At 63.9% G+C, this 22,479-nt stretch carries 28 protein-coding genes; 12 read left to right on the plus strand and 16 right to left on the minus strand.

Annotated features, from left to right (window positions below; translation table 11 throughout):
* The first annotated feature begins 212 nt into the window (after window positions 1–212).
* Both E2583_RS20055 and E2583_RS20060 read left to right on the plus strand, forming a co-directional pair.
* Complete coding sequence (locus tag E2583_RS20055; RefSeq protein WP_291597993.1) at window positions 213–1,139, plus strand: LysR family transcriptional regulator; 927 nt, start codon at window positions 213–215, stop codon at window positions 1,137–1,139.
* 87 nt (window positions 1,140–1,226) lie between these two features.
* Complete coding sequence (locus E2583_RS20060; RefSeq protein ID WP_291597994.1) at window positions 1,227–1,598, plus strand: polyhydroxyalkanoate granule-associated phasin; 372 nt, start codon at window positions 1,227–1,229, stop codon at window positions 1,596–1,598.
* A 19-nt stretch (window positions 1,599–1,617) separates the two neighbouring features.
* Here the strand turns inward: E2583_RS20060 and E2583_RS20065 are convergent, their stop codons facing one another.
* Together E2583_RS20065 and E2583_RS20070 are read right to left on the minus strand one after the other, a co-directional pair.
* The gene (locus tag E2583_RS20065) at window positions 1,618–3,099 is read right to left on the minus strand and encodes a SulP family inorganic anion transporter (RefSeq protein ID WP_291597995.1); all 1,482 of its coding nucleotides are present in this window, start codon (window positions 3,097–3,099) and stop codon (window positions 1,618–1,620) included.
* 91 nt (window positions 3,100–3,190) lie between these two features.
* Window positions 3,191–3,640 (minus strand): MaoC family dehydratase, encoded by a 450-nt coding sequence (locus E2583_RS20070; protein WP_291597996.1) that lies wholly within the window; start codon window positions 3,638–3,640, stop codon window positions 3,191–3,193.
* 102 nt (window positions 3,641–3,742) lie between these two features.
* Between E2583_RS20070 and E2583_RS20075 the strand changes: the two genes are divergently transcribed.
* The gene (locus tag E2583_RS20075; protein WP_291597997.1) at window positions 3,743–4,144 is read left to right on the plus strand and encodes a hypothetical protein; all 402 of its coding nucleotides are present in this window, start codon (window positions 3,743–3,745) and stop codon (window positions 4,142–4,144) included.
* Window positions 4,145–4,258: 114 nt separating this feature from the next.
* On the opposite strand, the gene panC is transcribed toward E2583_RS20075, so the two are convergent.
* Both panC and panB read right to left on the minus strand, forming a co-directional pair.
* Window positions 4,259–5,098, minus strand: coding sequence for a pantoate--beta-alanine ligase (gene panC, locus E2583_RS20080; protein ID WP_291597998.1), 840 nt, complete (start codon window positions 5,096–5,098; stop codon window positions 4,259–4,261).
* Window positions 5,099–5,138: 40 nt separating this feature from the next.
* Window positions 5,139–6,008 carry a 3-methyl-2-oxobutanoate hydroxymethyltransferase gene (gene panB / locus E2583_RS20085; RefSeq protein WP_291597999.1) on the minus strand — a complete coding sequence of 290 codons (870 nt, stop codon included), beginning with the start codon at window positions 6,006–6,008 and terminating at the stop codon, window positions 5,139–5,141.
* A gap of 203 nt (window positions 6,009–6,211) precedes the next feature.
* Between panB and E2583_RS20090 the strand changes: the two genes are divergently transcribed.
* From E2583_RS20090 to yiaA, 6 genes are all read left to right on the plus strand, one after another.
* The gene (locus tag E2583_RS20090; RefSeq protein ID WP_291598000.1) at window positions 6,212–6,946 is read left to right on the plus strand and encodes a Crp/Fnr family transcriptional regulator; all 735 of its coding nucleotides are present in this window, start codon (window positions 6,212–6,214) and stop codon (window positions 6,944–6,946) included.
* Window positions 6,947–7,076: 130 nt separating this feature from the next.
* Window positions 7,077–7,376, plus strand: a complete 300-nt coding sequence (locus E2583_RS20095) for a DUF4148 domain-containing protein (RefSeq protein ID WP_291598001.1) — start codon at window positions 7,077–7,079, stop codon at window positions 7,374–7,376.
* Between the two features lie 162 nt (window positions 7,377–7,538).
* Window positions 7,539–8,723 (plus strand): aminodeoxychorismate synthase component I, encoded by a 1,185-nt coding sequence (pabB, locus tag E2583_RS20100; RefSeq protein WP_291598002.1) that lies wholly within the window; start codon window positions 7,539–7,541, stop codon window positions 8,721–8,723.
* Window positions 8,720–9,352 (plus strand): aminotransferase class IV, encoded by a 633-nt coding sequence (locus E2583_RS20105; protein ID WP_291598003.1) that lies wholly within the window; start codon window positions 8,720–8,722, stop codon window positions 9,350–9,352. Before pabB ends, E2583_RS20105 begins: the two co-directional genes overlap by 4 nt.
* A gap of 49 nt (window positions 9,353–9,401) precedes the next feature.
* On the plus strand, window positions 9,402–9,974 hold the full coding sequence (locus E2583_RS20110) for a DUF4274 domain-containing protein (protein ID WP_291598004.1): 573 nt from the start codon (window positions 9,402–9,404) through the stop codon (window positions 9,972–9,974).
* Between the two features lie 205 nt (window positions 9,975–10,179).
* A complete protein-coding gene (gene yiaA, locus E2583_RS20115) occupies window positions 10,180–10,698 on the plus strand; it encodes an inner membrane protein YiaA (RefSeq protein WP_291598112.1) in 519 nt (172 codons plus the stop codon).
* Window positions 10,699–10,725: 27 nt separating this feature from the next.
* Here yiaA and E2583_RS20120 read toward each other — a convergent pair whose 3' ends face one another.
* From E2583_RS20120 to panD, 3 genes are all read right to left on the minus strand, one after another.
* Entirely contained in the window at window positions 10,726–11,409 is a 684-nt protein-coding gene (locus E2583_RS20120) for a tRNA-uridine aminocarboxypropyltransferase (RefSeq protein WP_291598005.1), read from the minus strand.
* Window positions 11,410–11,533: 124 nt separating this feature from the next.
* The gene (locus E2583_RS20125; RefSeq protein WP_291598007.1) at window positions 11,534–11,899 is read right to left on the minus strand and encodes a 5-carboxymethyl-2-hydroxymuconate Delta-isomerase; all 366 of its coding nucleotides are present in this window, start codon (window positions 11,897–11,899) and stop codon (window positions 11,534–11,536) included.
* Between the two features lie 38 nt (window positions 11,900–11,937).
* The gene (panD, locus tag E2583_RS20130; protein WP_291598009.1) at window positions 11,938–12,318 is read right to left on the minus strand and encodes an aspartate 1-decarboxylase; all 381 of its coding nucleotides are present in this window, start codon (window positions 12,316–12,318) and stop codon (window positions 11,938–11,940) included.
* Window positions 12,319–12,664: 346 nt separating this feature from the next.
* Between panD and E2583_RS20135 the strand changes: the two genes are divergently transcribed.
* Entirely contained in the window at window positions 12,665–13,693 is a 1,029-nt protein-coding gene (locus E2583_RS20135; protein WP_291598011.1) for a porin, read from the plus strand.
* A 152-nt stretch (window positions 13,694–13,845) separates the two neighbouring features.
* Here the strand turns inward: E2583_RS20135 and E2583_RS20140 are convergent, their stop codons facing one another.
* From E2583_RS20140 to E2583_RS20160, 5 genes are all read right to left on the minus strand, one after another.
* Window positions 13,846–14,211, minus strand: coding sequence for a 6-carboxytetrahydropterin synthase (locus E2583_RS20140; protein ID WP_291598012.1), 366 nt, complete (start codon window positions 14,209–14,211; stop codon window positions 13,846–13,848).
* Between the two features lie 154 nt (window positions 14,212–14,365).
* On the minus strand, window positions 14,366–15,004 hold the full coding sequence (queE, locus tag E2583_RS20145; RefSeq protein WP_291598014.1) for a 7-carboxy-7-deazaguanine synthase: 639 nt from the start codon (window positions 15,002–15,004) through the stop codon (window positions 14,366–14,368).
* Window positions 15,005–15,140: 136 nt separating this feature from the next.
* Window positions 15,141–15,998: a ScpA family protein gene (locus tag E2583_RS20150; RefSeq protein ID WP_291598016.1), complete on the minus strand. Its 858-nt coding sequence runs from the start codon at window positions 15,996–15,998 to the stop codon at window positions 15,141–15,143.
* 70 nt (window positions 15,999–16,068) lie between these two features.
* The gene (locus E2583_RS20155; protein WP_291598018.1) at window positions 16,069–16,275 is read right to left on the minus strand and encodes a DUF3460 family protein; all 207 of its coding nucleotides are present in this window, start codon (window positions 16,273–16,275) and stop codon (window positions 16,069–16,071) included.
* A gap of 365 nt (window positions 16,276–16,640) precedes the next feature.
* Window positions 16,641–17,099, minus strand: coding sequence for a hypothetical protein (locus E2583_RS20160; protein ID WP_291598020.1), 459 nt, complete (start codon window positions 17,097–17,099; stop codon window positions 16,641–16,643).
* A gap of 105 nt (window positions 17,100–17,204) precedes the next feature.
* On the opposite strand from E2583_RS20160, the gene E2583_RS20165 reads away from it, so the two are divergent.
* Together E2583_RS20165 and E2583_RS20170 are read left to right on the plus strand one after the other, a co-directional pair.
* The gene (locus E2583_RS20165; RefSeq protein WP_291598022.1) at window positions 17,205–17,711 is read left to right on the plus strand and encodes an outer membrane protein assembly factor BamE; all 507 of its coding nucleotides are present in this window, start codon (window positions 17,205–17,207) and stop codon (window positions 17,709–17,711) included.
* 321 nt (window positions 17,712–18,032) lie between these two features.
* A complete protein-coding gene (locus tag E2583_RS20170) occupies window positions 18,033–18,740 on the plus strand; it encodes a YitT family protein (protein ID WP_291598024.1) in 708 nt (235 codons plus the stop codon).
* Between the two features lie 68 nt (window positions 18,741–18,808).
* Here the strand turns inward: E2583_RS20170 and soxZ are convergent, their stop codons facing one another.
* From soxZ to E2583_RS20190, 4 genes are all read right to left on the minus strand, one after another.
* A complete protein-coding gene (gene soxZ / locus E2583_RS20175) occupies window positions 18,809–19,138 on the minus strand; it encodes a thiosulfate oxidation carrier complex protein SoxZ (RefSeq protein WP_291598026.1) in 330 nt (109 codons plus the stop codon).
* A 164-nt stretch (window positions 19,139–19,302) separates the two neighbouring features.
* On the minus strand, window positions 19,303–19,791 hold the full coding sequence (locus E2583_RS20180) for a thiosulfate oxidation carrier protein SoxY (RefSeq protein ID WP_291598028.1): 489 nt from the start codon (window positions 19,789–19,791) through the stop codon (window positions 19,303–19,305).
* A gap of 101 nt (window positions 19,792–19,892) precedes the next feature.
* A complete protein-coding gene (locus tag E2583_RS20185; RefSeq protein ID WP_291598030.1) occupies window positions 19,893–21,224 on the minus strand; it encodes an FAD/NAD(P)-binding oxidoreductase in 1,332 nt (443 codons plus the stop codon).
* 185 nt (window positions 21,225–21,409) lie between these two features.
* Entirely contained in the window at window positions 21,410–22,432 is a 1,023-nt protein-coding gene (locus tag E2583_RS20190) for a YeeE/YedE family protein (protein ID WP_291598031.1), read from the minus strand.
* Window positions 22,433–22,479 lie beyond the last annotated feature (47 nt).

Below are 22,479 nucleotides of genomic sequence, written 5' to 3' on the forward strand. Positions count from 1 at the left end.
GCTGGGCAATGCGCTCGCGGATGGTGGCGGCGTCATACACCCACAGCGGCGTGCCGTACTGGTCGGCCAGGTTCCAGAGCTGTGCAGGAGAGAAGGGATTTGCCATGGGCGGTCTCTTGAAGGTAAAGGTTGCGCGCATCATGCATTCGGGATGCCTATCCAGTCCAATCGCATGATTTATGAAGATCATTCAATATTGATATGCTTTGCGCATGACCGATTCAGAAGCCTCCTCGCGCATCACCCATCGCCACATCGAAGTGTTCCGGGCCGTCATGACGGCCGGCAGCGTCACGGGCGCAGCGCAGCTGCTCTACACCTCGCAGCCCACGGTAAGCCGCGAGCTGGCGCGCATGGAGCAACTGCTGGGCTATGCGCTGTTCGAGCGCGTGCAGGGCCGGCTGCGTGCCAATGCGCGGGCCCTGCTGCTGTGGGACGAGGTGCGGCGCAGCTGGCAGGGTCTGGAGCGCGTGATAGACCGCGCCGTGGAGCTGGGACGCCCTCAAGGCGCGAGCATCAGCGTGCTGTGCCTGCCGGCACTCAGCCACGCCTTGCTGCCAGGCGCGCTGGCACGTCTGCATGCCCGTCATGGTGCAGTGGCCGTGAGCGTTAGCACGCAGGAGGCCCCCCTGCTGCAGGAATGGATGGCGGCGCAGCGCTTCGACCTGGGCCTGTCCGAGCTGGCCGATGCGCCACCGGGCACGCGCAGCCAGTCCCTGCCGGCTATGGATGAAGTGGCCGTGCTGCCTGCAGGCCATCCGCTGGCGCAGAAGGCGTTGCTGAACGAGCGGGATTTCGAGGATCAGTCCTTCATCAGCCTGGCGCGCGACGACCCCTATCGGGCCCAGATCGACGCGGTGTTTGCCCGCGCCGGCGTGCAGCGCCGGCTGAGCCTGGAGACCGCCAGTGCCGTGGCCGTCTGCGCCATGGTGCAGCAGGGGCTGGGTCTGGCCATCGTCAACCCGCTGACGGCGCGCGCCTGCGCCGGCCCGCAGCTGGTAGTGCGGCCGCTGGCGTTTTCGATCGCGTTTCAGGTGCATATGCTGCTTCCGTTGCACCGGCCCGCCGATGCCGGCCTGCCCTGGCTGATTGCGGCGCTGCAGCAGGAGGCGCTCAGCCTGCTGGAGAACCGGCTCTGAAGCCTCCGGGAGGGCTTTCACAAGTGAGCTTGCGCAAACTTCTATGTTGCAGTGCACAATGAAGCGCCCGAATGCAAGGAGTTACGCATGCCTGAATCCGCCATCCCCCATCGCACGGCCAGCGAGCTGCTGGACATCAGCATGGCTGCGCCTCAGGTCATCAACCACCGTCTGACGCGCATGGCGCTCAGCGGCCCGGTCCTGTCTGCGCGCGATCAGAAGGAGTTCACCCGCATGGTGGTGGAAAAGCAGGTGGCCTTCAGCCAGGCCTGGCTGACCATGGGGGCGGAAATGTTCAAGGTGCAGCAGCAGCTGTGTCTGGCCTGGATGCGCAATCCCTGGACCATGGGCCAGAAGCTTCCCGTGGCGGCCGACAAGGTGGCGGCCCGAAGTCTGGCTCCGATTCGCCGCAAGGCCGTGGCCAATGCCAGGCGCCTGTCGCAGGCCCGCCTGAAATAAGCGGCCCCAGCCGCCGGTCCTAGACCCTGATGCGCTCTATGAGCCTCTGGCTGGCCTCGTCCAGTCCATGGATCTCGACGCGGCAGCCATGCTGGCGCAGGCGCTCCGTCACCTTGTCCAGCGCGCCAACGGCGGTGATGTCCCAGAAATGCGCGCCGCTGACATCGATGCGGGCCTGCTTGCCGGCTGCAGCACGCACGTCGAAGGCCTCGATCAGCGCATCCGCCGAGGCAAAAAACACCTGGCCGCTCACCGTCCAGGTATAGAGATGGCCGGCAGCGTCCAGGCTGCCTGTGACCTGCAGCATATTGGCCACCTTGAAGGTGAAGAACACGCCCGAGAGCAGCACGCCGGCGACCACGCCGGCAGCCAGATTGTGGGTGGCGATGGTGATGAGCACCGTCACCAGCATCACCGAGCTGGACAGACGCGGGTGGCGCACCAGATTGCCCAGCGATTTCCAGTCAAAGGTCGAGACCGATACCATGACCATGATGGCCACCAGGGCGATCACCGGCACCTTGGACACCCAGGGCTTGAGGGCGACCATCAGAACCAGCAGGAACACCCCGGCAAACAGGGTGGAGAGGCGACCGCGCCCGCCGTATTTCACATTGCCCACGGCCTGACCTATCATGCCGCAGCCCGCAATGCCGCCGAACAGGCTGGCCGAGACATTGGCCAGGCCCAGGCCGCTGCACTCGCGGCTCTTGTCGCTGGGCGTGCCCGTCAGGTCATCGACCACGGCTGCCGTGAGCACGGACTCCAGCAGGCCCACCATGGCAATCGCCAGGGCCGGCAGGGCGATGATGCGCAGCGTCTCCAGACTCGCGGGGATTTCGGGCAGCGCGAACAGCGGCAGGCTGTCCGGCAGATGACCCAGATCGGCCACGGTCTTGAGCGGCAGCCCCGTGAAATGGCCCAGCAGCGTCAGCACCAGCACGCAGATCAGTGGTGAGGGAATGGCGCTCAGCGCCCCGAGCTGCAGTCTCTGCCCCAGCCAGGGCAGGCCGTAGATCAGGGCCAGACCCAGGGCCAGCATGACCCAGGTGGCGCCATTGGCGCCATGCAGGTGCGGCAGCTGGGCGGAAAAGATCAGAATGGCCAGCGCGTTGACAAAACCCGTGCGCACCGAGCTGGAGACAAAGCGCACCAGGCTGCCCATCCTGCACAGGCCGAAGGCGATCTGCATGGCACCTGCCAGCAGGCCTGCGGCCAGCAGGTATTGCAGGCCATGGGAAGCGACCAGCGGTGCCGCCACCAGGGCCACGGAACCGGCTGCTGCCGAAACCATGGCCGGGCGCGCACCGAACACGGCAATCACGATGCTGATGATGAAGGAGGCGTACAGTCCCACGGCCGGGTCCACGCCGGCGACAAAGGAAAAGGCAATGACCTCTGGAATCAGCGCAAACGTGGCGACGGCGCCGGCCAGAAGCTCGCGCGGTACGCTGGGCGCCCACTCGGCGCGCCATCGGCTCGGGGAAAAGGTGGAATTCATATCGCAGCAGCAAGTGATGCGCGGCCTGTGCAGGGCAGGCCGCGCCGGTGGGCGATGTTAAGCAGTGCCCGGGACTTTTGCTGCAAGAGGGTCAGGACGGACGCCGGAAGCACACCATCCGGGGCCTGAAGCGCTGCAGCACCTCGCCGCGCTGGTTTCTGGTGTGCGCCAGCACGCGCACCAGGGCACGGTTGGGTTTGGACTGGGAGGGAATGATCTCCACGATCTCGGACTCCACCTGCAGCACGTCGCCGGGGCGCGTGGGCTGGGGCCAGGCCAGCTCTTCCATGCCGCCGCCGATCACGCCGTCGGCCAGCGGAATGCTCTGCGTCACCAGCAGCATGCTGATGGAGGCCGTATGCCAGCCGCTGGCCGCCAGGCCCTGGAAGAAGGTGTGCTTGGCCGCTTCGGGGTCAAGGTGAAAGACCTGGGGATCGAACTGCCTGGCATACGCAATGATCTGCGCTTCATCCAGGGGATAGCCCTCGCTGACAAACTTCTGGCCCACGTACAGATCATCGAGATACAGCTTTGTGCTCATTGGCGTCCCCTTTCATGCCGGTGTGTATGGAGTGGGTGACAGTATGCGCGGCCGCGTTCGGGGCCGCTGTTGCCAAGGTGCCAGAGCGCTATGCTTGGGCGCATGAATGTCGAGTTTGAAGATTCCGAGATTGCGGCAATCAGCCGGCAGGACGGCGCGCTGCAGATCCGCTTTTCCGCAGCCCGTGTGCTTGACGGTGACCGAGCCGGTGCCGGGGAGGGGCTGTGGCAGCCGTTGCTATTGATATGCAAGCACATTGCGCAGACTGACAAGGCTTCAGAGGCTGATTTGACTCCAGTCCTGGCCGCCGTGGGCCGTGTCCGGCAAGCACAACTGCATGTCGCCGGGCAGCGTCTGCGCCGCCTGCCCCTGCCTTTTGCCAGCGATGCGGGTTTTGTGCTGGAGCTGGAAATGGGCGACGGCCTGTTTTGCCGGCTCAAGGGGCAGGGACTTGCGCTGCAGGCTTTGCCCGGTCAGTCGTCTGTGGACTCCTACCAGTGCTGATGGCGCTCCTTGCCTCTGTCTTGTTCTTGACGCTGGACACCGACGCGGCCGGAATCAGAGGCACGGGGCAAGGGGCAGCTGCCCTTGCCCCGTGCCTAAGAGGGATACGGAATCCTAGAACTCCAGGTTGTCGATGAGCCGGGTGCTGCCCAGGCGTGCCGCGCCCAGGGCCACCAGTTCACCGCTGCGCGCATCGGCAGGCGTTTGCAGATCGCTGCGCCGGCGCACGCTCAGATAGTCGGGCTCCCAGCCCTTGGCGCGCAGCGCGGCCATGGCCTGTGCCTCGAGATCGGCCAGATTGCCGCCCTGGCGAGCGGCATCGGCCAGAGCCTTGAGCGCCTGCGACAGCGCCATGGCCTGCACGCGCTGCTCGTCGCTGAGGTAGCCGTTGCGCGAACTCAGCGCCAGGCCGCTGTCGGCACGCGCCGTGGCGCAGCCGACGATCTCTATGGGCAGAGCGAACTGTTGCACCATGCGGCGGATCACCATCAGCTGCTGGTAGTCCTTCTGCCCGAAAACGGCTGTCCCGCCGCCCGTGGTGGCAAAGACGGCCTGGAACAGCTTCATGACCACGGTGCAGACGCCGGTGAAGAATCCGGGGCGGAAGTGCCCCTCCAGGATGTCGGCCAGCTGCGCATCGGGCTGGACCTTGAACGTCTGCGGCTCGGGGTAGAGGTCTTTCTCCCTGGGAGCGAAGACGATGTCGCAACCTTCGGCTTCCAGCTGGGCGCAGTCGGCATCGAAGGTGCGCGGGTAGCTGTCGAAGTCTTCGTGGGGCAGAAACTGCAGGCGGTTGACGAAGATGCTGGCCACGGTCACGTCGCCATGCAGGCGGGCCTGGCGCACCAGGGAGAGATGGCCCTCGTGGAGATTGCCCATGGTGGGCACAAAGGCAGGGCGGCCGCGACCGGCAAGGGCGGCGCGCAGCTCGGCGATGGTGTGAACGATTTGCATGACTCAAACAGTGCAGGGGAACGAAAACAAAGGCCCGGGTTCACCAGGCGTGCAGGGCATTGTCGGGGAAGCTGCCGTTCTTGACGGCCTGCACATAGGCCTCCATGGCGCCCTTGACGCTGCCTGCATCGGCCATGAAGTTGTGCACGAATTTGGCCATCTTGCCCAGGTTCACGCCCAGCATGTCGTGCAGCACCAGAACCTGGCCGGCCGTGCCGTTGCCTGCGCCAATGCCGATGGTGTGGCACAGCGGCAGCTCCTCGGTCAGCTGGGCGGAGAGGGCGGCGGGCACCATCTCCAGCACCAGCATGGCGGCACCGGCGTCCTGCAGCTCCAGTGCATGCCTGCGCAGCGTGGCCGCAGCCTGCTCGTCCTTGCCCTGGACGCGGTAGCCGCCCAGGGCATGCACGGTCTGCGGCGTCAGTCCCAGGTGGGCGCAGACGGGCACGCCGCGGTCGACGAGAAAACGCACGGTGGGAGCCGTCCAGCCGCCACCTTCGAGCTTGACCATATGGGCACCGGCCTGCATCAGCTGGCAGGCGCTGCGCATGGCCTGTTCGGGACTTTCCGCATAGCTGCCGTAGGGCATGTCGGCAATCACCCAGGCCGTGGCCTGGGCCCGGTGCAGGCCGCGCGTGACGCTGGCCGTGTGATAGGCCATATCCTGAAGCGTCACCCCCACCGTGCTGTGCAGGCCCTGGCACACCATGCCCAGCGAGTCGCCGACGAGAATGCACTCCACACCGGCCGCATCTGCCACGGCGGCAAAGGTGGCGTCGTAGGCGGTCAGCATGGTGATTTTTTCACCGGCAGCACGCATCTGGGCCAGGCGCGGCAGGCTGACGGGGCGGCGCTGGGGCTGGGGCGAAGAGGGGGGGATGGTGCCGTAAGGCGTGCCGGTAGCGGTCATGAGCTGTCTCCTGTGGGGTCTGTGGCCTGGCCGAGCCGAAAAAGCCTGCAGGCAATTTTGCCCGCGAGTCTATGCGATGCTGCGATGCAGCGCCACGTCAAAAAGGGCTAGGGCTGCGGTCGTCCGCATTACTATGCGGTGGGCCCAGCGTTGCCCGGCCCTGCGTTGACTGCGCTTTCACCTCTATTTGCACAAGGTTGTTCATGTCCATGCCCGAGTCCCTGCAGCCTTCGGTTCCCGTGCCCGTGTCAGCCGTGGCCTGGCAGGGACTGCGCAGCGTGAGCTGGCTGGAGTCGCTGTCCGACGAGAGGTTGTCCGTGCTGGCGGGCCAATGCCAGTGGCACCGGCTGGAGGCCGGGCAGGTGCTGCACGGAGCCTACACCGATCAGCGCATGTACATGCTGATCAGCGGCCAGCTCAGTGTCGGCAGCTACAGCGCCAGCGGACGGGCCATGATTCTGGGGTATCTGGAGCCCGGCTACTTTTTTGGCGCCTTCGCGCCGCAGCCGCCGGTCAAGCATGTCTCCGTGCAGGTGCAGGCCACGCATGAGAGCCTGGTGGCGTCGCTGTCGAATGCCGAGCTCGAAGAACTGATCATGAGCGATGTTCTGGTCATGCGGGCCGTGGTCCAGCGTCTCAGCGAACTGGCGGGGATACTGGCGCGGCGTGTGGTCAGCCTGGGAACCCTCTCGGTGCGTGGTCGCCTGCATGCCCAGTTGCTGGAGCGCGCCGAAATGGCGGGAATCGAGAACGACGAGGCACTGCTGTCGCCAGCCCCGCGCCAGAACGATCTGGCCCTGATGCTGGGAACCAGCCGCGAAGAGGTGGCCCGCGAGATGTCGCGGCTCACGCGTCTGGGTCTGCTCCGGCGCGAAGGACGCAATCTGCGTCTTTGCCGCGTCGATGGCTTGCGGCTTCTGCTCGAGGAAGCCCATTGATTTTTTGTAATGTGGAATGATTTTTTGCGTGAGAAAACGCACAGACGTTCGGTGGGGCCCGGTGCATAGTTCAGCCGTGCTGCAGCACGGCAGGTTCTATTCCCGCTGCTGGGCCGTTGAAAGGATTGAAATGCGCTCCCTCACCCGTTTGTTGACTGCCGCCGTGCTGACCGCCAGTGCCGCCGCAGCCATGGCTCAAGACCTCCCCCAAACTTCCGTAACTCCCAGCAAAAGTCGTGCCGAAGTGATGGCCGACCTCGAGATGTACCAACGCGCGGGCCTGGGCTATATGCCCACGCCCGCAGCCTATGTCGAGACCGAATTCAGCAGCGAATACCGCAAGGCCTATGCCGAATACCAGCGTCTGCTGGCCAGCCCGGCCTATACGGCAGCCGTGGCCAAGTACCAGTCGCAGCTGGGCGGCCAGTAACGGGGTTCTCTCTTAGCCATCCGACAGAGGTGGCCCATTGGTGGATGCGCGCTGAGGGATTCCTTCAGCGCGTTTTTTTATGCCGGCAGCACTGGGCGGATGGATATGGCAGGTTTGATAGCATTGAGCGTATGTCGATAGTGCGCTTGCAGGTGATCTGACTTGAGAACCGTTCTAGATTTCACCGCGCCCTGGCAGGCCGGTGCACCCCGTTTGCGGCACGGCTTCGGCGAGCCCGAGCAGATCCTGCAAGCGCATCGGCCAGAGGACGTGCCTGCCGTGCTCGAAGCCGTGCAGCAGGCGGCCGAGCAGGGTCTGTGGTGTGTGGGCTGGCTGGCCTATGAAGCAGCCGGCGGGCTCGACCGCTCCTATGCCGAGGCCGTGCACAGGCCTGCGGCTGACCAGCCGCTGGTCTGGTTCGGTCTGCACCGTGCACCGCTGGCAGACGATGCGCAGATCCTGCCGGTGCGGACTGGGGCGATACGCTGGCAAACGGCACTCAGCCGCGAGCAGTTCGATGCCCATGTGGCGCGCATCCATGCGGCCATCGCGGCGGGCGACTGCTATCAGATCAACTACACCGCTCCCCTGTCTGCCGAGCTGGGTGAGCCGCAGCATGGCGATGCCGTCGCCCTGGCCCAGGCGCTCTTCGCCAGGTTGCAGCAGGCCCAGCCCGGTGGCTATGCGGCCTTGGTCGACAGCGGCGACATGCAGGTGCTGTCACTGTCTCCGGAGCTGTTTTTCGACTGGGACGGCGCGCGGATTCTGACTCGCCCCATGAAGGGAACCGCTGCGCGCGGAGAGACCCCGGACGCCGATGCCCGTGCAGCGCAAGCCATGCGCGATTCGGTCAAGGAGCGGGCCGAGAACGTGATGATTGTGGATCTGCTGCGCAACGATCTTTCCCGCATTGCCGAGCCGCACAGCGTGAAAGTGCCCCAGCTGTTTCAGGTCCAGGCGCTGCCGGCCGTCTGGCAGATGACCTCGGATGTGGTGGCGCGCACGCGCCCGGATGTGCGGCTGGTGGACGTGTTCCGGGCGCTGTTTCCCTGCGGCTCGATCACGGGGGCTCCCAAGCGCCAGGCCATGCGCCTGATTCGCGAACTGGAGCCTGAGCCCCGTGGCGTTTACTGCGGTGCGCTGGGCGTGGTGCGGCCGGGGAGCGAGCCCGGGCGCATTCACGCCAGTTTCAATGTTCCCATTCGCACCGTGGTTCTCCGGAATGGGCACCTGCGCTGCGGCATAGGCAGCGGCATCACGTCCAGCGCCAATGCGGCCGATGAATGGATGGAATGGCAACACAAGCAGGCTTTCCTGAAGGTGCTTGAGCGAGGCGTTGGCGTATGAACACGAATCTGGAAATCCTTGAGACCCTGGCGCTCAAGGACGGCCGCTGGCAGAACTGGGCTTTGCACTGGGCCCGTTTGCAGATCACGGCGCAGCATTTTCGCTATCCGCTGATGCAGATGCAGCTGGAGTCCGATATGGAGCGCATGGCGCGACAGACCCATTCCATGGGCGACTGGCGTGTGCGGCTGGCGCTGTCGGCCACGGGGGACGTGCAGATCACGGCCGAGCCCCTGCCGCCCAATGCCGGGCCTGTCGCGCTGCGGCTGGCGCATCGGCCCATCGCCAATGCGGTGGCGTACAGCGATGTGGTGCGTTTCAAAACCTCGGTACGTCAGCATTACGACGCTTTCAAACCCCAGAGCACCGGCATTTTCGATATCGTGCTTTTCAACGAGGACGGCCAGATCACCGAAGGCACACGCGGCAATATTGCCGTGCTGCTCGATGGACGCTGGGTCACGCCGCCGCTGCAATGCGGCTTGCTGCCGGGCGTGGGCCGGGCACTGGCCCTGTCGCAGGGCCGGCTCATAGAGCAGGTGGTGACGCTGGAGCAGGCGCGCCATGCGAGCGGCTGGGCTTTCATCAATAGCCTGCGTGGCTGGCTGGATGCTCGTTTGATCGCCTAGGCGCGGTTTGTTATCGTGCGCACGTAAGCAACCTGGAGGAGTCTCAGCCATGGATGACGACGACTTTGATGCCCTGTACCTGGACCTGATGAAAGAGTTCCTGGACACTGCCACACCGCTGCAGTGGCTGGCCGTGGTCACCACCATGAACTACGACAACGGCAGCGCATTGCCTGACTGGATCAGCAAGCATCCCAAGCTGGAGCCGGCCGTTGCCAAGGCGCTTTATTGGTATCAGCAACCGGGTTACTTCCAGCACTATGCCTCGCAGGACAAGGTGCCCAGCATCAACCGTCCGGGATGGGCCCGCATACAGGCGCTGAGCCAACGCTTCGAGCAGGGCAATCTGGCTCCCGCCACCATCGGCTGGGACCCGGCCAACGATCTGGCGTCCCCCACGGGCAACGAAAAACACCCGGGCTATGACTGGACCAGCGAAGCCGTCAAGGGCGATGACGCCAGATGGCAGATTCCGGCCATCATGCTGGAGGCCGTTCCTGGCGAGCAACCCGACATCTATGCCTATGTCGACGAGCATGGCTGGGAGGACGGCATGCCGCCCCATGTGCAGGAAGAGCTCAATGCCGCCATGGATGGAGACGAAGTCGAGGATGAGGACTAGCTGCAGCGCATGCAACGGCGATTGCCCGTGCTTCGGGTGAACCGGCGGTCGGCGGGGGAGAAAGCCGGATGCGGTTCCGGTCAGCCTTCGGTCGGCGAGCGAAAAAGGTCTTCGGGTATCTTTTGGCGATACCTTGCGAAGAAAGGCTTGGCGTGGGTGAATGAATTTTCTACTATCCGTTCACCACAACTTCCGAGACCCGCTCATGAACTCCCAAGCCATTACCAGCCACAAGCCATCCTCCGCTTTTGTCGGCGCATCCTGGGCCGCCTTGCTGCTGGGCATCATCGCTTTCATGGCCGGATTGTGGAATGCTGCCATGCAGCTCAACGAGAAGGGTTTTTACTTTGCGGTGCTGGTGCTGGGTCTGTACTCGGCCATCTCGCTGCAAAAAACCGTGCGCGACAGGCTTGAGGGCGTTGCCGTGACCGGCATCTACTACGGCATCAGCTGGGTGGCACTGATCATTGCGGTGCTGCTGCTGGGCACCGGACTCTTCAACGCCACGTTGCAGCTCAGCGAAAAAGGTTTCTATGCCATGGCTTTTGCACTGGCCCTGTTTGGAGCGATTGCCGTGCAGAAGAACACCCGTGACAGCCTGAGCGCCGACGATGCAACCGCAGAGCGCAAGCGCGGAAAGAGTGAGCGCAGCGGGCCCGCACTGGTGGTGGCCGATCCCGCCAAGTCCGCCGATGTGCCGGAGCCGGTGGCCCACAACCGCTAAGCCGCAAACCCGCCCGACCGCTGAAGCTCAGACGCCCCTCGGGGGCGTCTGATGCCGTTGGCGCAGCTGCAGCTGCAGCGCCACGAACTGCCGGAAGACCTCCTGCAGCACGGCATGGGCCGCCGCGTCTTCGGGGCGATTCTGCAGCTGTGACAGGGCCAGTGCTGCAGCCTCGAAGCTGGAGAGCTGTCCGGGCAGATGGGCCTTGCGGATGCGATAGCCGGAGTCCTCCACATCGAGCAGGGGCAGGCGCGGCAGGGCCTGCAGTGCCGGATTGAGATAAAGCATCTTGCGGCTTTTGCGCCAGGTGCCGTCGATGACCACCAGCCGAAGGTGCTCTGGCGGCTGCGGCCAGGGCAGAGGCAGGGGGCCGGCGGCAGCCAGCCCCAGGGCGGCATCCTGGCCTGCTGTATTGGGGTAGAGCAGCAGGCTGTGGTGTGGTGCACTATCGATATCGGCCCGGCTGCCCCATCTGCCATGCAGAGCCGCTTCCAGCGCGACGGCATCGAATTCCTCGCCCACCAACACCCGGCTGTGTGGCAGGCACAGATGCAGCAGATGCCCCGTGCCCTTGGCTTCATGCACCTCCATGGGATGCATGAGGATCAGTACTTCGACCCGATGAGCGATCGGACGGGCCAGCGCGCAGACGCAGGTGCGCAGCGCCCGGTGACAGCGGGGGCAGCGGGGGCGAGGCTCGGATTTGCTCATGATTCAGGAGCTGCTTGCTCTTTTAGGGTAAGGGGTTGAGGCGATTTTTATCTCTAACCAAGCCCTGAAACAAAAACGCCCGCAAGCAGGAGCTGCGGGCGCTCTGGCTTGTGCGGCCGAGGGCTTACAGGCGACCCTTGAAGTAGGTGGCCTTGTCCATATCGGACACGTCCACGCTCAGCTGCACCACCACGTCGGCAGGCTGGGGCACGAGGCGGCGCAGGACTTCGGCAATGCCGTCCGACATCTGCTTCTTGGCTTCGGTGCTGCGGCCGGCCATCAGCTGCAGGTGCACGTGGACGAAACCACGCTGGTCGGGCTGGGTGCCGATATAGACCTGGTCCATGTTCAGCCGGGCAATGCGGGCCTTGACATCGGCTTCATCGAGAACGGTGGGGTGGGCGCAGACCACGGCATTGATGTCGCGCATGAGTTCGCGCTCGTTCAGGCCGGTCAGGTTGTCGGTGTATTCAATATGCAGATGAGGCATGGATTTCTCTCGCTCGGTGTGGGAGGCAGTAGCCGTTTTTACAGCATCTGGGTCGGCACTTTGTGGCGCAGCTCGACCTGTTTGTTGCGCTCGTCCACAAAGACCAGCTGTGGCTGGTGCTCGGCCACATCGCTTTCATGAACCTGGGCGAAGGCGGCGATGATGAGCAGATCGCCCACGCTGGCCCGGCGGGCGGCCGAGCCATTGACGGAAATCATGCCCGAGCCGCGCTCGCCCTTGATGGCGTAGGTCACAAAGCGCTCGCCGTTGTCGATATTCCAGATATGGACTTGTTCGTTTTCAGCAATGTTGGCGGCATCCAGCAGATCCTCGTCGATGGCGCAGGAGCCTTCGTAGTGCAGCTCGCATTGCGTGGTCTTGACGCGGTGGATCTTGGATTTGAGCAGGGTGCGGAACATGGTTGTCTCTCTGGGGCGCTTTGCGCGTTGCTGAAATGGGCAGGCCTGTGCTTGCGAAAAATCACGCAAGTCTAAATGCGATCGGCAAAACCCATGTAGTTCATTGAGGGCATTGACAAGAGAATGCCGTGCTGCGGATGGCCGAGGCGGGGGACTCTGCACAGGGTCTCTGCAGGAGCATGCAGCGATTGTGTGGGGGATTGTTGTTCTGTTGCAAATTTAAGGGTTGTAACTAATGTTTCATTTTCACTTTGTTTAATGACTTCAGTCCCGGACGGGGCCCGTCCAAGGCAGGCCGTAGTCGCACTGCATGGGCTTTCTCATTTCGACAAACACAGTGAACAGCATGAAACGAACTCTTCTCGCCCTGGCCGCCCTGACCGCCTCGGCCGGTGCCCTGGCCCAATCCAGCGTGACTGTCTTCGGCGTAGCCGACGTCTCGGTGGCCCATATCTCCACCACCGGCAAAAGCGTTTCCGGCCTGGCCAACGGCGGCAACTCCAGTAGCCGTCTGGGCTTTCGCGGCGTGGAAGACCTGGGTGGCGGCCTGAAGGCCGATTTCTGGCTCGAAGGCAGCCTGAGCGTGGACGACGGTACGGCTTCGGGCTTCAAGTTCGATCGCCGCTCCACCGTCAGCCTGCTGGGCAATTTCGGTGAGGTGCGCCTGGGTCGCGACAAGACCCCTGCCTACCAGAATCTGGAAACCTTTCACGCCTTTGGCGACACCGGCATGGGCGCCATCAACGGCCATAACCTGATCAGCGGCTCGGCAACAGGCACCTCCGAAGGTTCCAACCCCAAGCGCAACTCCAACGCCATCAGCTATCTCCTGCCCAAGCTGGACGGCGTCTACGGCCAGCTGACCCACAGCTTTGGCGAGCAGGCCGACGACCACAGCCTGGCCAGCTCCACCGGCCTGCGTCTGGGCTATGCCAACGGTCCGCTGAACGTGGCGGCGGCCTACGGCATTGCGCGCGGCGGCACCGCAGCCGTCGGCGTGGACTACAAGACCATGAATCTGGGCGCGTCCTACAACTTCGGCGTCGTCACTCCCCTGCTGCTGATCGCTTCCGATCGCGGCAACGGCAAGCGTGTCGATCTGTACAGCCTGGGCGTGAAGATGCCCCTGGGCGCAGGCGAGTTGCGTGCGGCCTATACCTGGTACAAGGACAAGAAGCAAAGCGATGCGGACTCCCAGCGCCTGGCCCTGGGCTATGGCTACAAGCTGTCCAAGCGCACCGAAATCTATGCGGCCGTGGCACGCATGAGCAATGACGACAAGGCTTCCCGCAAGCTGGGTTCGTCGCTGAGCCCTACACCCGCTGTGGGCAAGAGCCTGACGGGTTACGAGATCGGCCTGCGCCATAATTTCTAAGCGCATGGGCAGCCCAGACTTGCGGCGTCGGCCACGCTGTGCTGCCTGATGATCTTGCCGAGTGAGGCCTCCTGGTGGGGAAGCCGTCTGACTCTCAGCAAGCTGGCCCCGCATCGGCGGGGCCTTTTTTTGTGGTGGCTGTGCGGCTGTCTTCAGGACAGGTCGAGCACGCAGCCGTCGCCGATGCTGTCGCGCCAGACACGGATGCGGCTGGGCGCGGGTTGAAGGTCGGCCAGGGCGTTGGCGATGAAGAGACAGAGGTTTTCGAGCGTGGGCTTGCCCAGGCCCGGCACTTCATCGAGAAAGTGATGGTCGAGCTGATCGCGAAGCCGCTCCAGGCGCGTGCGCAGGTGGCCGAGGTCGATGACCATGCCGTTGTCGGGATTGCGCGGGCCGGTCACGCTGACTTCCGCCCAATAGGTGTGGCCGTGAATGCGGCGGCTGCTCTCGGTCTCGATGGCGCGCTCCAGGGTGTGGGCGGCATCGAAGAAAAATCGCTGGTGAACGGTGAACTGCATAAACGTTACTTCTGGCTTTGCCCATGCAACCGGCGTGCACCAACGCCAGTGGCAGCAAGCAAGGGCCGGGGCCGGTCGCGCCGCCCCGCAGCGAGGCTGATGTTGCCCTTCTGCGTTGCGAAAGAGAGGGCAGGCGCGAAGCGACTCAGGGGGGTCATCTGATTCCGGTGAGCTTGTGGGTTTGCAGGCTCAGGCGCCAGGCAGGGCGCTGCATGCATTGCGCAATACAGGCGGCAATGTTGCTGTCCTGCAGGGCATTGTCCATGGGCTGCAGAAAATAGTGCCGGAACTCGGTGCTGGCTTCAATGGCAGCCAGATCGAATGTCGGCTGAGGCCAGACCAGCTTGAGCTCCTGGCCGCTGCGCTGAATCCAGTCGGCGCCAGCCTTGGGGCTGATGCACAGCCAGTCTATGCCCTCGGGTGCGGCCACCGTGCCGTTGCTTTCCACCGAAATACGAAAACCGCGCGCATGCAGGGCCGCGATCAGGGCCTGGTCGACCTGCAGCAAAGGTTCGCCGCCCGTCAGCACCACCATGCGGTGTCGGCGGTCGTCGGCTGGCCACAGGCTCAGAATGCGCTCGGCCAGCGCGTCGGCGGTGGCGAACTTGCCACCCAGGGTGCCGTCCGTGCCGACAAAATCGGTATCGCAGAACTGGCAGATGGCATGGGAACGGTCCTGTTCACGGCCCGTCCACAGATTGCAGCCCGCAAAGCGGCAGAAGACGGCAGGCATGCCGGCCTGGCCGCCTTCGCCCTGCAAGGTGTAGAAAATTTCTTTGACGCTGTATGTCATGTCGAATGTGTCGCGTCAAGGCGCGGCGGAACAAGGGGCGGCTGCGCAGCAGCCCGGTATGAGAATGTAAGCCCTTGCTGAACTTCTCGTGGGCCATAGGGTTACAGGGCGCCTGCCTTGCAGGCGGCCGCAGGCCTTACACAGGGGTGTAGGCCAGGCGCACATAAATGGGCGCGTAGGCTTCGGCCTGGGTGATCTCGATCAGCGTTTCCTTGGCCAGCTCCAGCATGGCGATGAAGGTCACGACCAGCACGGTCGAGCCTTTTTCCGGATCGAAGATGCGCTCGAACTCCACGAACCGCTGGCCCTGCAGCTGTTTGAGGATCTGGCTCATGTACTCGCGCACCGACAGTTCTTCCCGCGTGATCTTGTGGCTCTGCACCAGCTTGGCACGCTTGAGGATGTCGCGCCAGGCGGCCTGCAGCTCGCTGATCTCGACATCCGGAAAGCGCGGTTGCAGGCTTTGCTCGATGTAGACCGTGGCCTTGAGAAAGTCACGCCCGTAGGTTGGCAGCTGTCCCAGCTGCTGTGCGGCCAGCTTCATCTGCTCGTATTCGAGCAGGCGGCGCACCAGTTCGGCACGCGGATCCTCGGCCTCCTCGCCGTCCTCCTGCTTCTTGGGCGGCAGCAGCATGCGCGACTTGATCTCGATGAGCATGGCTGCCATCAGCAGATACTCGGCTGCCAGCTCCAGATTGCGGCTGCGAACCTCATCCACGTAGGCCATGTACTGCCGCGTCACGTCCAGCATGGGGATGTCGAGGATGTTGAAGTTCTGCTTGCGGATCAGATAGAGCAGCAAGTCCAGCGGGCCTTCAAAGGCTTCGAGAAAGACCTCCAGCGCATCGGGCGGGATATAGAGATCCTGGGGCAGCGCAAACAGCGGCTCGCCGTACAGGCGTGCCAGGGCTACCTGATCGACGACCGAGGGCGAGGGGTCAGGCGCGTCCGGGTGCTGGCCCGGCAACAGGGTCTGTGCTTCAGCCTCGCTCATGGTCTGCGATGGATTGCAGAGCTGAGCGCGCTCGGTGGGTAAGCGCTGGAGGCTGATTTCATCGATGAGATCAGGAGTGGTTGGTCTGGTAAACGTAGGGCTTTTGCTCCACGCGGCCGGCGCGCAGATCTTCCCAGACTTCGTAGTTCACATCCTTGTCCCACAGCAGGGCGCGGCCGGCTTGCTGCTGCTTGTCCAGCTCGGGCTTTTGCTGCTTGAGTTCGTTGATGAAATTGGTGGTGTCGGAACGGTAGTCGGGGCGGCGGAAGAAAGACATATGTGTAAAACCTCTCAGATCAGCGGATTTTAGCCCGTCGCGGGCGCCGGGACCGCTGCGGGCTATTAGAACGTGCTTGCGATCTCCTCGCGCCGCGACAAAGGCTTTGCGGGATGGGATGCAAGGGGGCGGCCCCCCGCGCGCGATACCGCAGCAATAGCTCTGCTATTGCGAGGATTCGCAACGCCGCAGACCGCCCCTGACCGGGCGTTTGCAAAGACACTGTCCCGCAGGGTTGGAGCGAAATCGGACGATTTCCGCACGCTGTCTCTTGCTTGCACCCCGGTGCAAGCGCCGAGTCATCCCTTCGAACTCATCCCGATTGCGCTCCAACGCGGCTGCGTAGAGATCGCAAGCACGTTCTCTTATAGATCCTTGAGACAGATCTGCGCGAACTCCTTGCAGTCGTCCGAGGCCAGGGGCGAATCGACGATCTTGCGCAGCACGGCGGCAAATTCGGCGGCTCCGACCGGGTTCGGGTCATTGCGCTGGAAGTCCTCGTCCACGCGCATGGTGCGATCCAGCCAGCCTATCACCTGAACGCTGGGTTGACGCTCCAGCGATGCCAGCAAGGCGGGGGTGTAGGCGGCCATGGGGTGTTCCTCGATCAGGCTGCCGAACGGGCCAGGGCCGCCATAGTCCAGCTCGGGATAGCGTTCGATCAGTGCCAGGATATGGGGCAGCACCTGCTCCAGGGGGGCGTCCTGCAGCGTCTCCAGATGCTCGTAGACAGGGTCGATGATCAGCCATTTGTCCTGCTGATCCCGGGCAGCCTGTGCCGCGCTGCTGAATTGGGAAAACAGTTGTTCTAGGGTTGTGCTCACTGGGGATGGCTCCGTTGTGACAAGCGTTTGCAAAAGTGGCGCGCTTGCGCGGGTGGCTTGCTGTCAGAATTCACATTCTGTCAGGCAAGCATTGTGATTCAAGCCATGAATATTTTTTCCCGTGTGACGGCGGCCCTGGCGGCGGCTGCGATCAGTACCCTGGCGCTGCTGGGCTGTGACGAGCAGAAGATCCGGGAGCTGGAGGAAGGCCTGTCCACCGAGGCTGATGTACGCGCGAAGTTTGGCGAGCCCGAGCGCATCTGGAGCGAGGAAGACGGCTCGCGCACCCTGGAGTACAACCGCCAGCCTGCCGGTGCCAGGAACTACATGATCACCATAGGCCTGGACGGCAAGATGAGTGCGCTGCGCCAGGTGCTGGCCCCGCATGTGTTTGCCAAGGTCGTGCCCGGCATGGAGGAGAACCAGGTGCGCCGCATGCTTGGCAAGCCCGCCAAGATGATGACGTACCCGCTCAGGAAGGAGACCGAATGGGACTGGAACTACATCGACCCGCCCACGCGCGAGATGCAGTTCACGGTGACCTTCGGCTCCGATGGCCGGGTGCTGCGCACGCTCCACCGCGAACGCCTGCCCGACGAGCCGCGCGGCTGATCGCCTGTCGGGGAGCGGGTCTCGCTGCAAGCCCTGTCTGCACGGTGCGGGCAGGGCTTTTTGCCATCCTCCAGGCAGGCCTGCGCGAATGCATGGCGGGTGGGTCGTCTGGGTGCTTCTGAATTGATAGCTGTTGTTGATTTGTCTGTAAGCGATGGAGCCCGGAAAAGCTTGAATTTCGTGGCAGCGGTGCTTGCGAAATTCCCCTGCTGGATTTGTTGCGTTGCAGCAAATCATGTGCATCCCGCATGAGTCCATCCGTAAAATTAAGGGGTTTCCCGGTGTTATCCGCGCCGGCTCGCCCCGGTCTTTATCGAGACCATGGGCATCCCTCTTGCTGTCTTACCCGACATGTCCACACCGCTATCTTCTTCCGCCGGCCCAGCTCTGGCCGGTCGCATGGATGTCTCCGCTGCTGCTGCACCGGCCACTTCGGGCCTGCGCCATGGCCGCTTCGAGGACGCGCAGGCCCTGTTCACGGGCTCGCTGTTTGTCTCCATCACCATGATGCTGTTTGCACAGGCGGGACTGCTCACGGGTAGCACGGCGGGCGTGGCTTTTTTGCTGCACTATGTGACGGGACTGCCTTTTGGGGCCATCTTCTTCGTCATCAATCTGCCGTTCTACTGGTTTGCCTGGAAGCGCATGGGCGCGGAGTTCACGGTCAAGACCTTTGTCTCGGTCGCCATGCTGGCACTGATGGCCGATGTGGGTCCACGTTTCATCCATATCGACTACCTGAATCCGCTCTATGCGGCCGTGGCGGGCGGCTTGCTCATGGGGTCGGGCTGCCTGTTCCTGGCTCGGCACCGTTCCAGCCTGGGCGGGGCCACCATCGTCTCTCTCTATCTGCAGGACCGCTACGGCATTCGCGCCGGCAAGGTGCAGATGATGATCGACTGCACTGTCGTGCTGCTGGCGCTGGCGATCGTGCCCCTGGAGCGTGTGGCGTATTCGGTGCTCGCTGCGGTGATCATGAGCATGTTCCTGTGGATCAGCCATCGTCCCGGCCGCTATCAGGGCAACTGAGGCATGACCTGCAGGAAAAAGCCCCGCCCCGGTGCAAGCCGGGCGGGGCTTTTTCACGGCGCTTGCCATCAGGTGACGCTGATCGTCTTCTGTGCACTCAGCGTCTGGCCCTGCTCGTCCTTCCACTGCATTTGCAGCTCGCCGCCTTCCCGGGCCACGAAGGTGAACTCGATATAGGGGTTCTGGGCAATCGAGATGCCGGGCTCCCAGCTGAACAGCAGGCTGTTGCCCAGCCGGGCCTCGAAACGGTTCACGATATTGCGCGGGCGCACCCTGCCCGTGGCCGGGTCGGTGCGCAGACCGCTTTCCATGACATGCTCGATCTGCGCGCGCACGCGCAGCACTTCGCCTTTCTTGGGGTTGGCATTGCTGACCCAGACACGGGGTGGTTTACTCATCAAAATTCCTTTCAGTTCACGCATCCAGGGTGAGCCTGGAAGCCGCTATGTTCGAATTTGCTGGGGGCTCGAGTCCGGCAAGCGCCGCGCAAAGGCCGTCCTGCTGCGCTGGCACCGTCCCCCTGTGGGCGAAGGCGCGAAGCGACTCAGGAGGAGTCCTGGATTCACATGCCGCAGCCGCTGGCGGCCACGGTCGTCGCCTGCTTGGCGATCAGTATCCTGCCGCTTTTCATGCGGGCCAGGGCATGCACGGTCTGCGACTGCGACAGGCGTATGCGCACCGCCGCCTCGGCCGTTCCGGCCGCTGCGGTGAACTGCATGCGGCAGGTCAGCGGCGAGGGATTGAGTTCGGCCAGCACAATGATTTCCTCGCACCAGTCCTGCTCGGTGATGGGCAGCGTCACCTTGACCTTGACGGGCACGGCGCTGGGGTTGTCGGCCAGCACGGGCACCTCCAGCTGCAGGCCTTCGGCAAAGCCTGGCTTGCCGCCCGTGAATTGCTCCATGACTTTCCTGAACTCTGCCGGGTTGGGGGCCAGCGGTCCGACCAGCGGAGTCCTGGCCTGGGCGAGAGCAGGGGCGGGCAGGGCCAAGACGGCCCCGGCTGCTGCCGCGCCCAGCACCAGACTTCTACGGGAGGTGTGCTTGAACATTGCTTTTCTTCAATCCAATCAACAGAACTTCAAAACGCGCGCCAGCGTCTGGCGAGAAACGGCGCCCCGGAGCCGCCTCGTGGTGGGGGCCTTTCTGATGGCTAGATCCCCAGGAAATCACCAAACTTGCCGTTGATCCAGGCAAAGTCTTCCTTGACCAGATCGGAGGTGCGCACATCCATGTCGATCTGGGTCTGGTTGACCTGGCCGCTGGCATCGACCTCGTATTCGAACTTCACCGAAATCTCTTCCTGGGGGTCGCCGTTGACCATCATGTAGCAGAGGTTGTCGGGCAGCCGGGCCACGACTTCCTTGCCCGCCACGCGCTCGGCAATGTTCCGGGCCACGATCTTGCCGATGTAGTTGGCCACATGACCGCTCTTGGGGTAGTGGCCGAACTGGGGCGAGATCGCGCCCATCAGATCGCCCACAAAGTACACGCGGTCGTCGCTCCTGGCATGGAACAGGCGGTTGTGCATGTCGGCCCAGCCCGTGGGCTTGCCGGTGGCGACATCCTTGCCGATCAGGTCGGCCTTCCAGACCATGTCGGCGGCCTGGTGGGGTGGCATGAGGATGGCGTCGTCAAACTTGAAGTCGCCCGCTGCCGTCTTGATCTGCTTGTTGAAGGGGTCCACCTCCCTGACGCCTGCATTGGGCACATGGGTGATGATGTCCGCGTACAGCTCCTCGAAGGCCTGCTTGTAGCCCACGCCGATGGGGGCGATCTTGGGCTTGGGGTCGAGGATCACGATCTTGCCGGGAATCTTGTTCTTCTTGATATGCCAGGCGATCAGGCAGGCGCGCTCGTAGGGCGAAGGCGGGCAGCGATGCGGCGGAGGCGGCAGTGTCATCACCAGCGTGCCGCCCTTGAAGTTCTTGACCTTGCTCTTGAGCGAGAGCATTTCCTGGTTGGGGATGTAGGCGTTGGGGAAGCGGGTGCGCGTGTAGTCGATGGCGCGCTGGTCGTTGCCGAACCAGGCCTCGTAATCGTTGCGAATGCCGCCCGAGAGAATCAGGAAGTCGTACTCGATCAGTCCATGGGCCGTGCGCACCTGTTTTTTGTCGCGCTCGAAGCCCGTGACTTCGGTCTGCAGCAGCGTGTAGCCGTATTTGTTGGCCGGGTGCAGCATGTCGCGGTTCACGAAGTCCGTGCCCACGATGTCCACCAGCCATTTGTTGCTCATGGGGCCGGACCAGAACGTGGCGTTTCGCTCCAGCAGCACGACGTCTGAGTTCGGGATCAACTCGCGCAGATAGCGCGCAGCTGTCATGCCGCCCCAGCCGCCGCCGCAGATCACGATGCGCGGCCCCTTGCCCTTGCGCGGCAGGATGGGTGACTGGCTGCCGATGATGGCCGGGGCTGCCATTGCCGGGCCGGCAGCGGCGCCCAGGGCAAGTGCGGGTGGGGTCCAGAGGAAATGGCGACGTTGCATGGGCATTGCTCCTGTCATGGGCATGAGGCCCGATCAGGACCTCGGATTCGTTGGGGGAAGCAAGCTTGGCTGCAGCGCGATGCGATTGTCTCTCAGCCGACACGCGGCACAAGCAGAGCTGGTGGCTGGAGATTCTAGGAGCAGGCCCTGATCCGGAATCGGTGAATACCCAAGCGAAGCCAGCGCTATTGCTGGCGCAGCAGGCGCAAGCTGACAAGCGCTCCGAGCAGGATGCCGGCAACGGCCACAAAGCTGGCCAGCGACAGCGTGGACAGCCCGCTCAGCCCCTGGCCGATGGAGCAGCCTGCGGCCAGTACGCCACCCACGCCCATCAGCAGGCCACCACCCGCGCTGGCCGCGAGGCGGCTGGTGGTGTCGAAGCCTTCCCAGCGCGCCGTGCGGCTGCCCAGGGCGGCGAACAATGCACCGGCGAGCACGCCCGCCGTCAGCGCCAGGCCTATGCCGGGCTCGCGTCCCACGGACAGTTGCAGATAGAGCAGGGCCTCGGCGATCGGGCCGATGAAGCTCAGCGAGGTGAGGCGGGCCGGCTCGAATTCATCGACCCCGATATGCGCAGTCAGCCACCAGCCGGCAGCCACCAGCAGGCCGATGAGCAGTGCGCAGCCCCATTGCAGCGGGTTCTGGCGCAGGCCCGGGCGCAGCAGCGCGTAGGCCAGCAGCGGCAAGGCCAGAGCAGGCGTCAGCAGCCAGGCGCTCAGAGCAGAGAGGTAGGCGGGCAGGGTGGCGTGTGCCAGCGTCAGGGGGGCGAGGTCCTGCAGCCACAGGCGCAGCGGCGTCAGCACGCCGGTCATGGCCAGCTGCGCGCCGATCGCCAGAAACACCAGCGTCACCAGGGAGCGCAGATTGCCTCCCGCCAGCAGCACCAGGGAGCGGGCTCCGCAGGCGCGGGCCAGCACCATGCCAATGCCAAACAGCAGGCCGCCGATCAGCACGCCTGCCATGGAAAAGCTGGGCCGCGCAATGGCGGCCTGGCTCAGATCGAGCGACCCCTGAGCCTGCAGCCCCTGCGAGCCCAGCAAGGCCACTGCCAGTGCCAGGGCAAAGGCCTGCAATGCAGGTGCCTGGCCGGGCGCAGCTTCCGCGTCCAGTCCCACCTGCTGGCGCAGCCCGCGCAGCAGACAGAAACGCCCCAGCCGCGCGGCGACGCCGAAGGCCATGCCCAGCCAAAAAACAGACCACAACAACATATCAATGACTCAAGCAAGGCAAGCGGCAGCGCCGCCTTGAAATACAG

This window comes from Comamonas sp. (assembly GCF_009360615.1).
In the GTDB taxonomy this organism is placed as follows: Bacteria; Pseudomonadota; Gammaproteobacteria; order Burkholderiales; family Burkholderiaceae_C; genus Comamonas.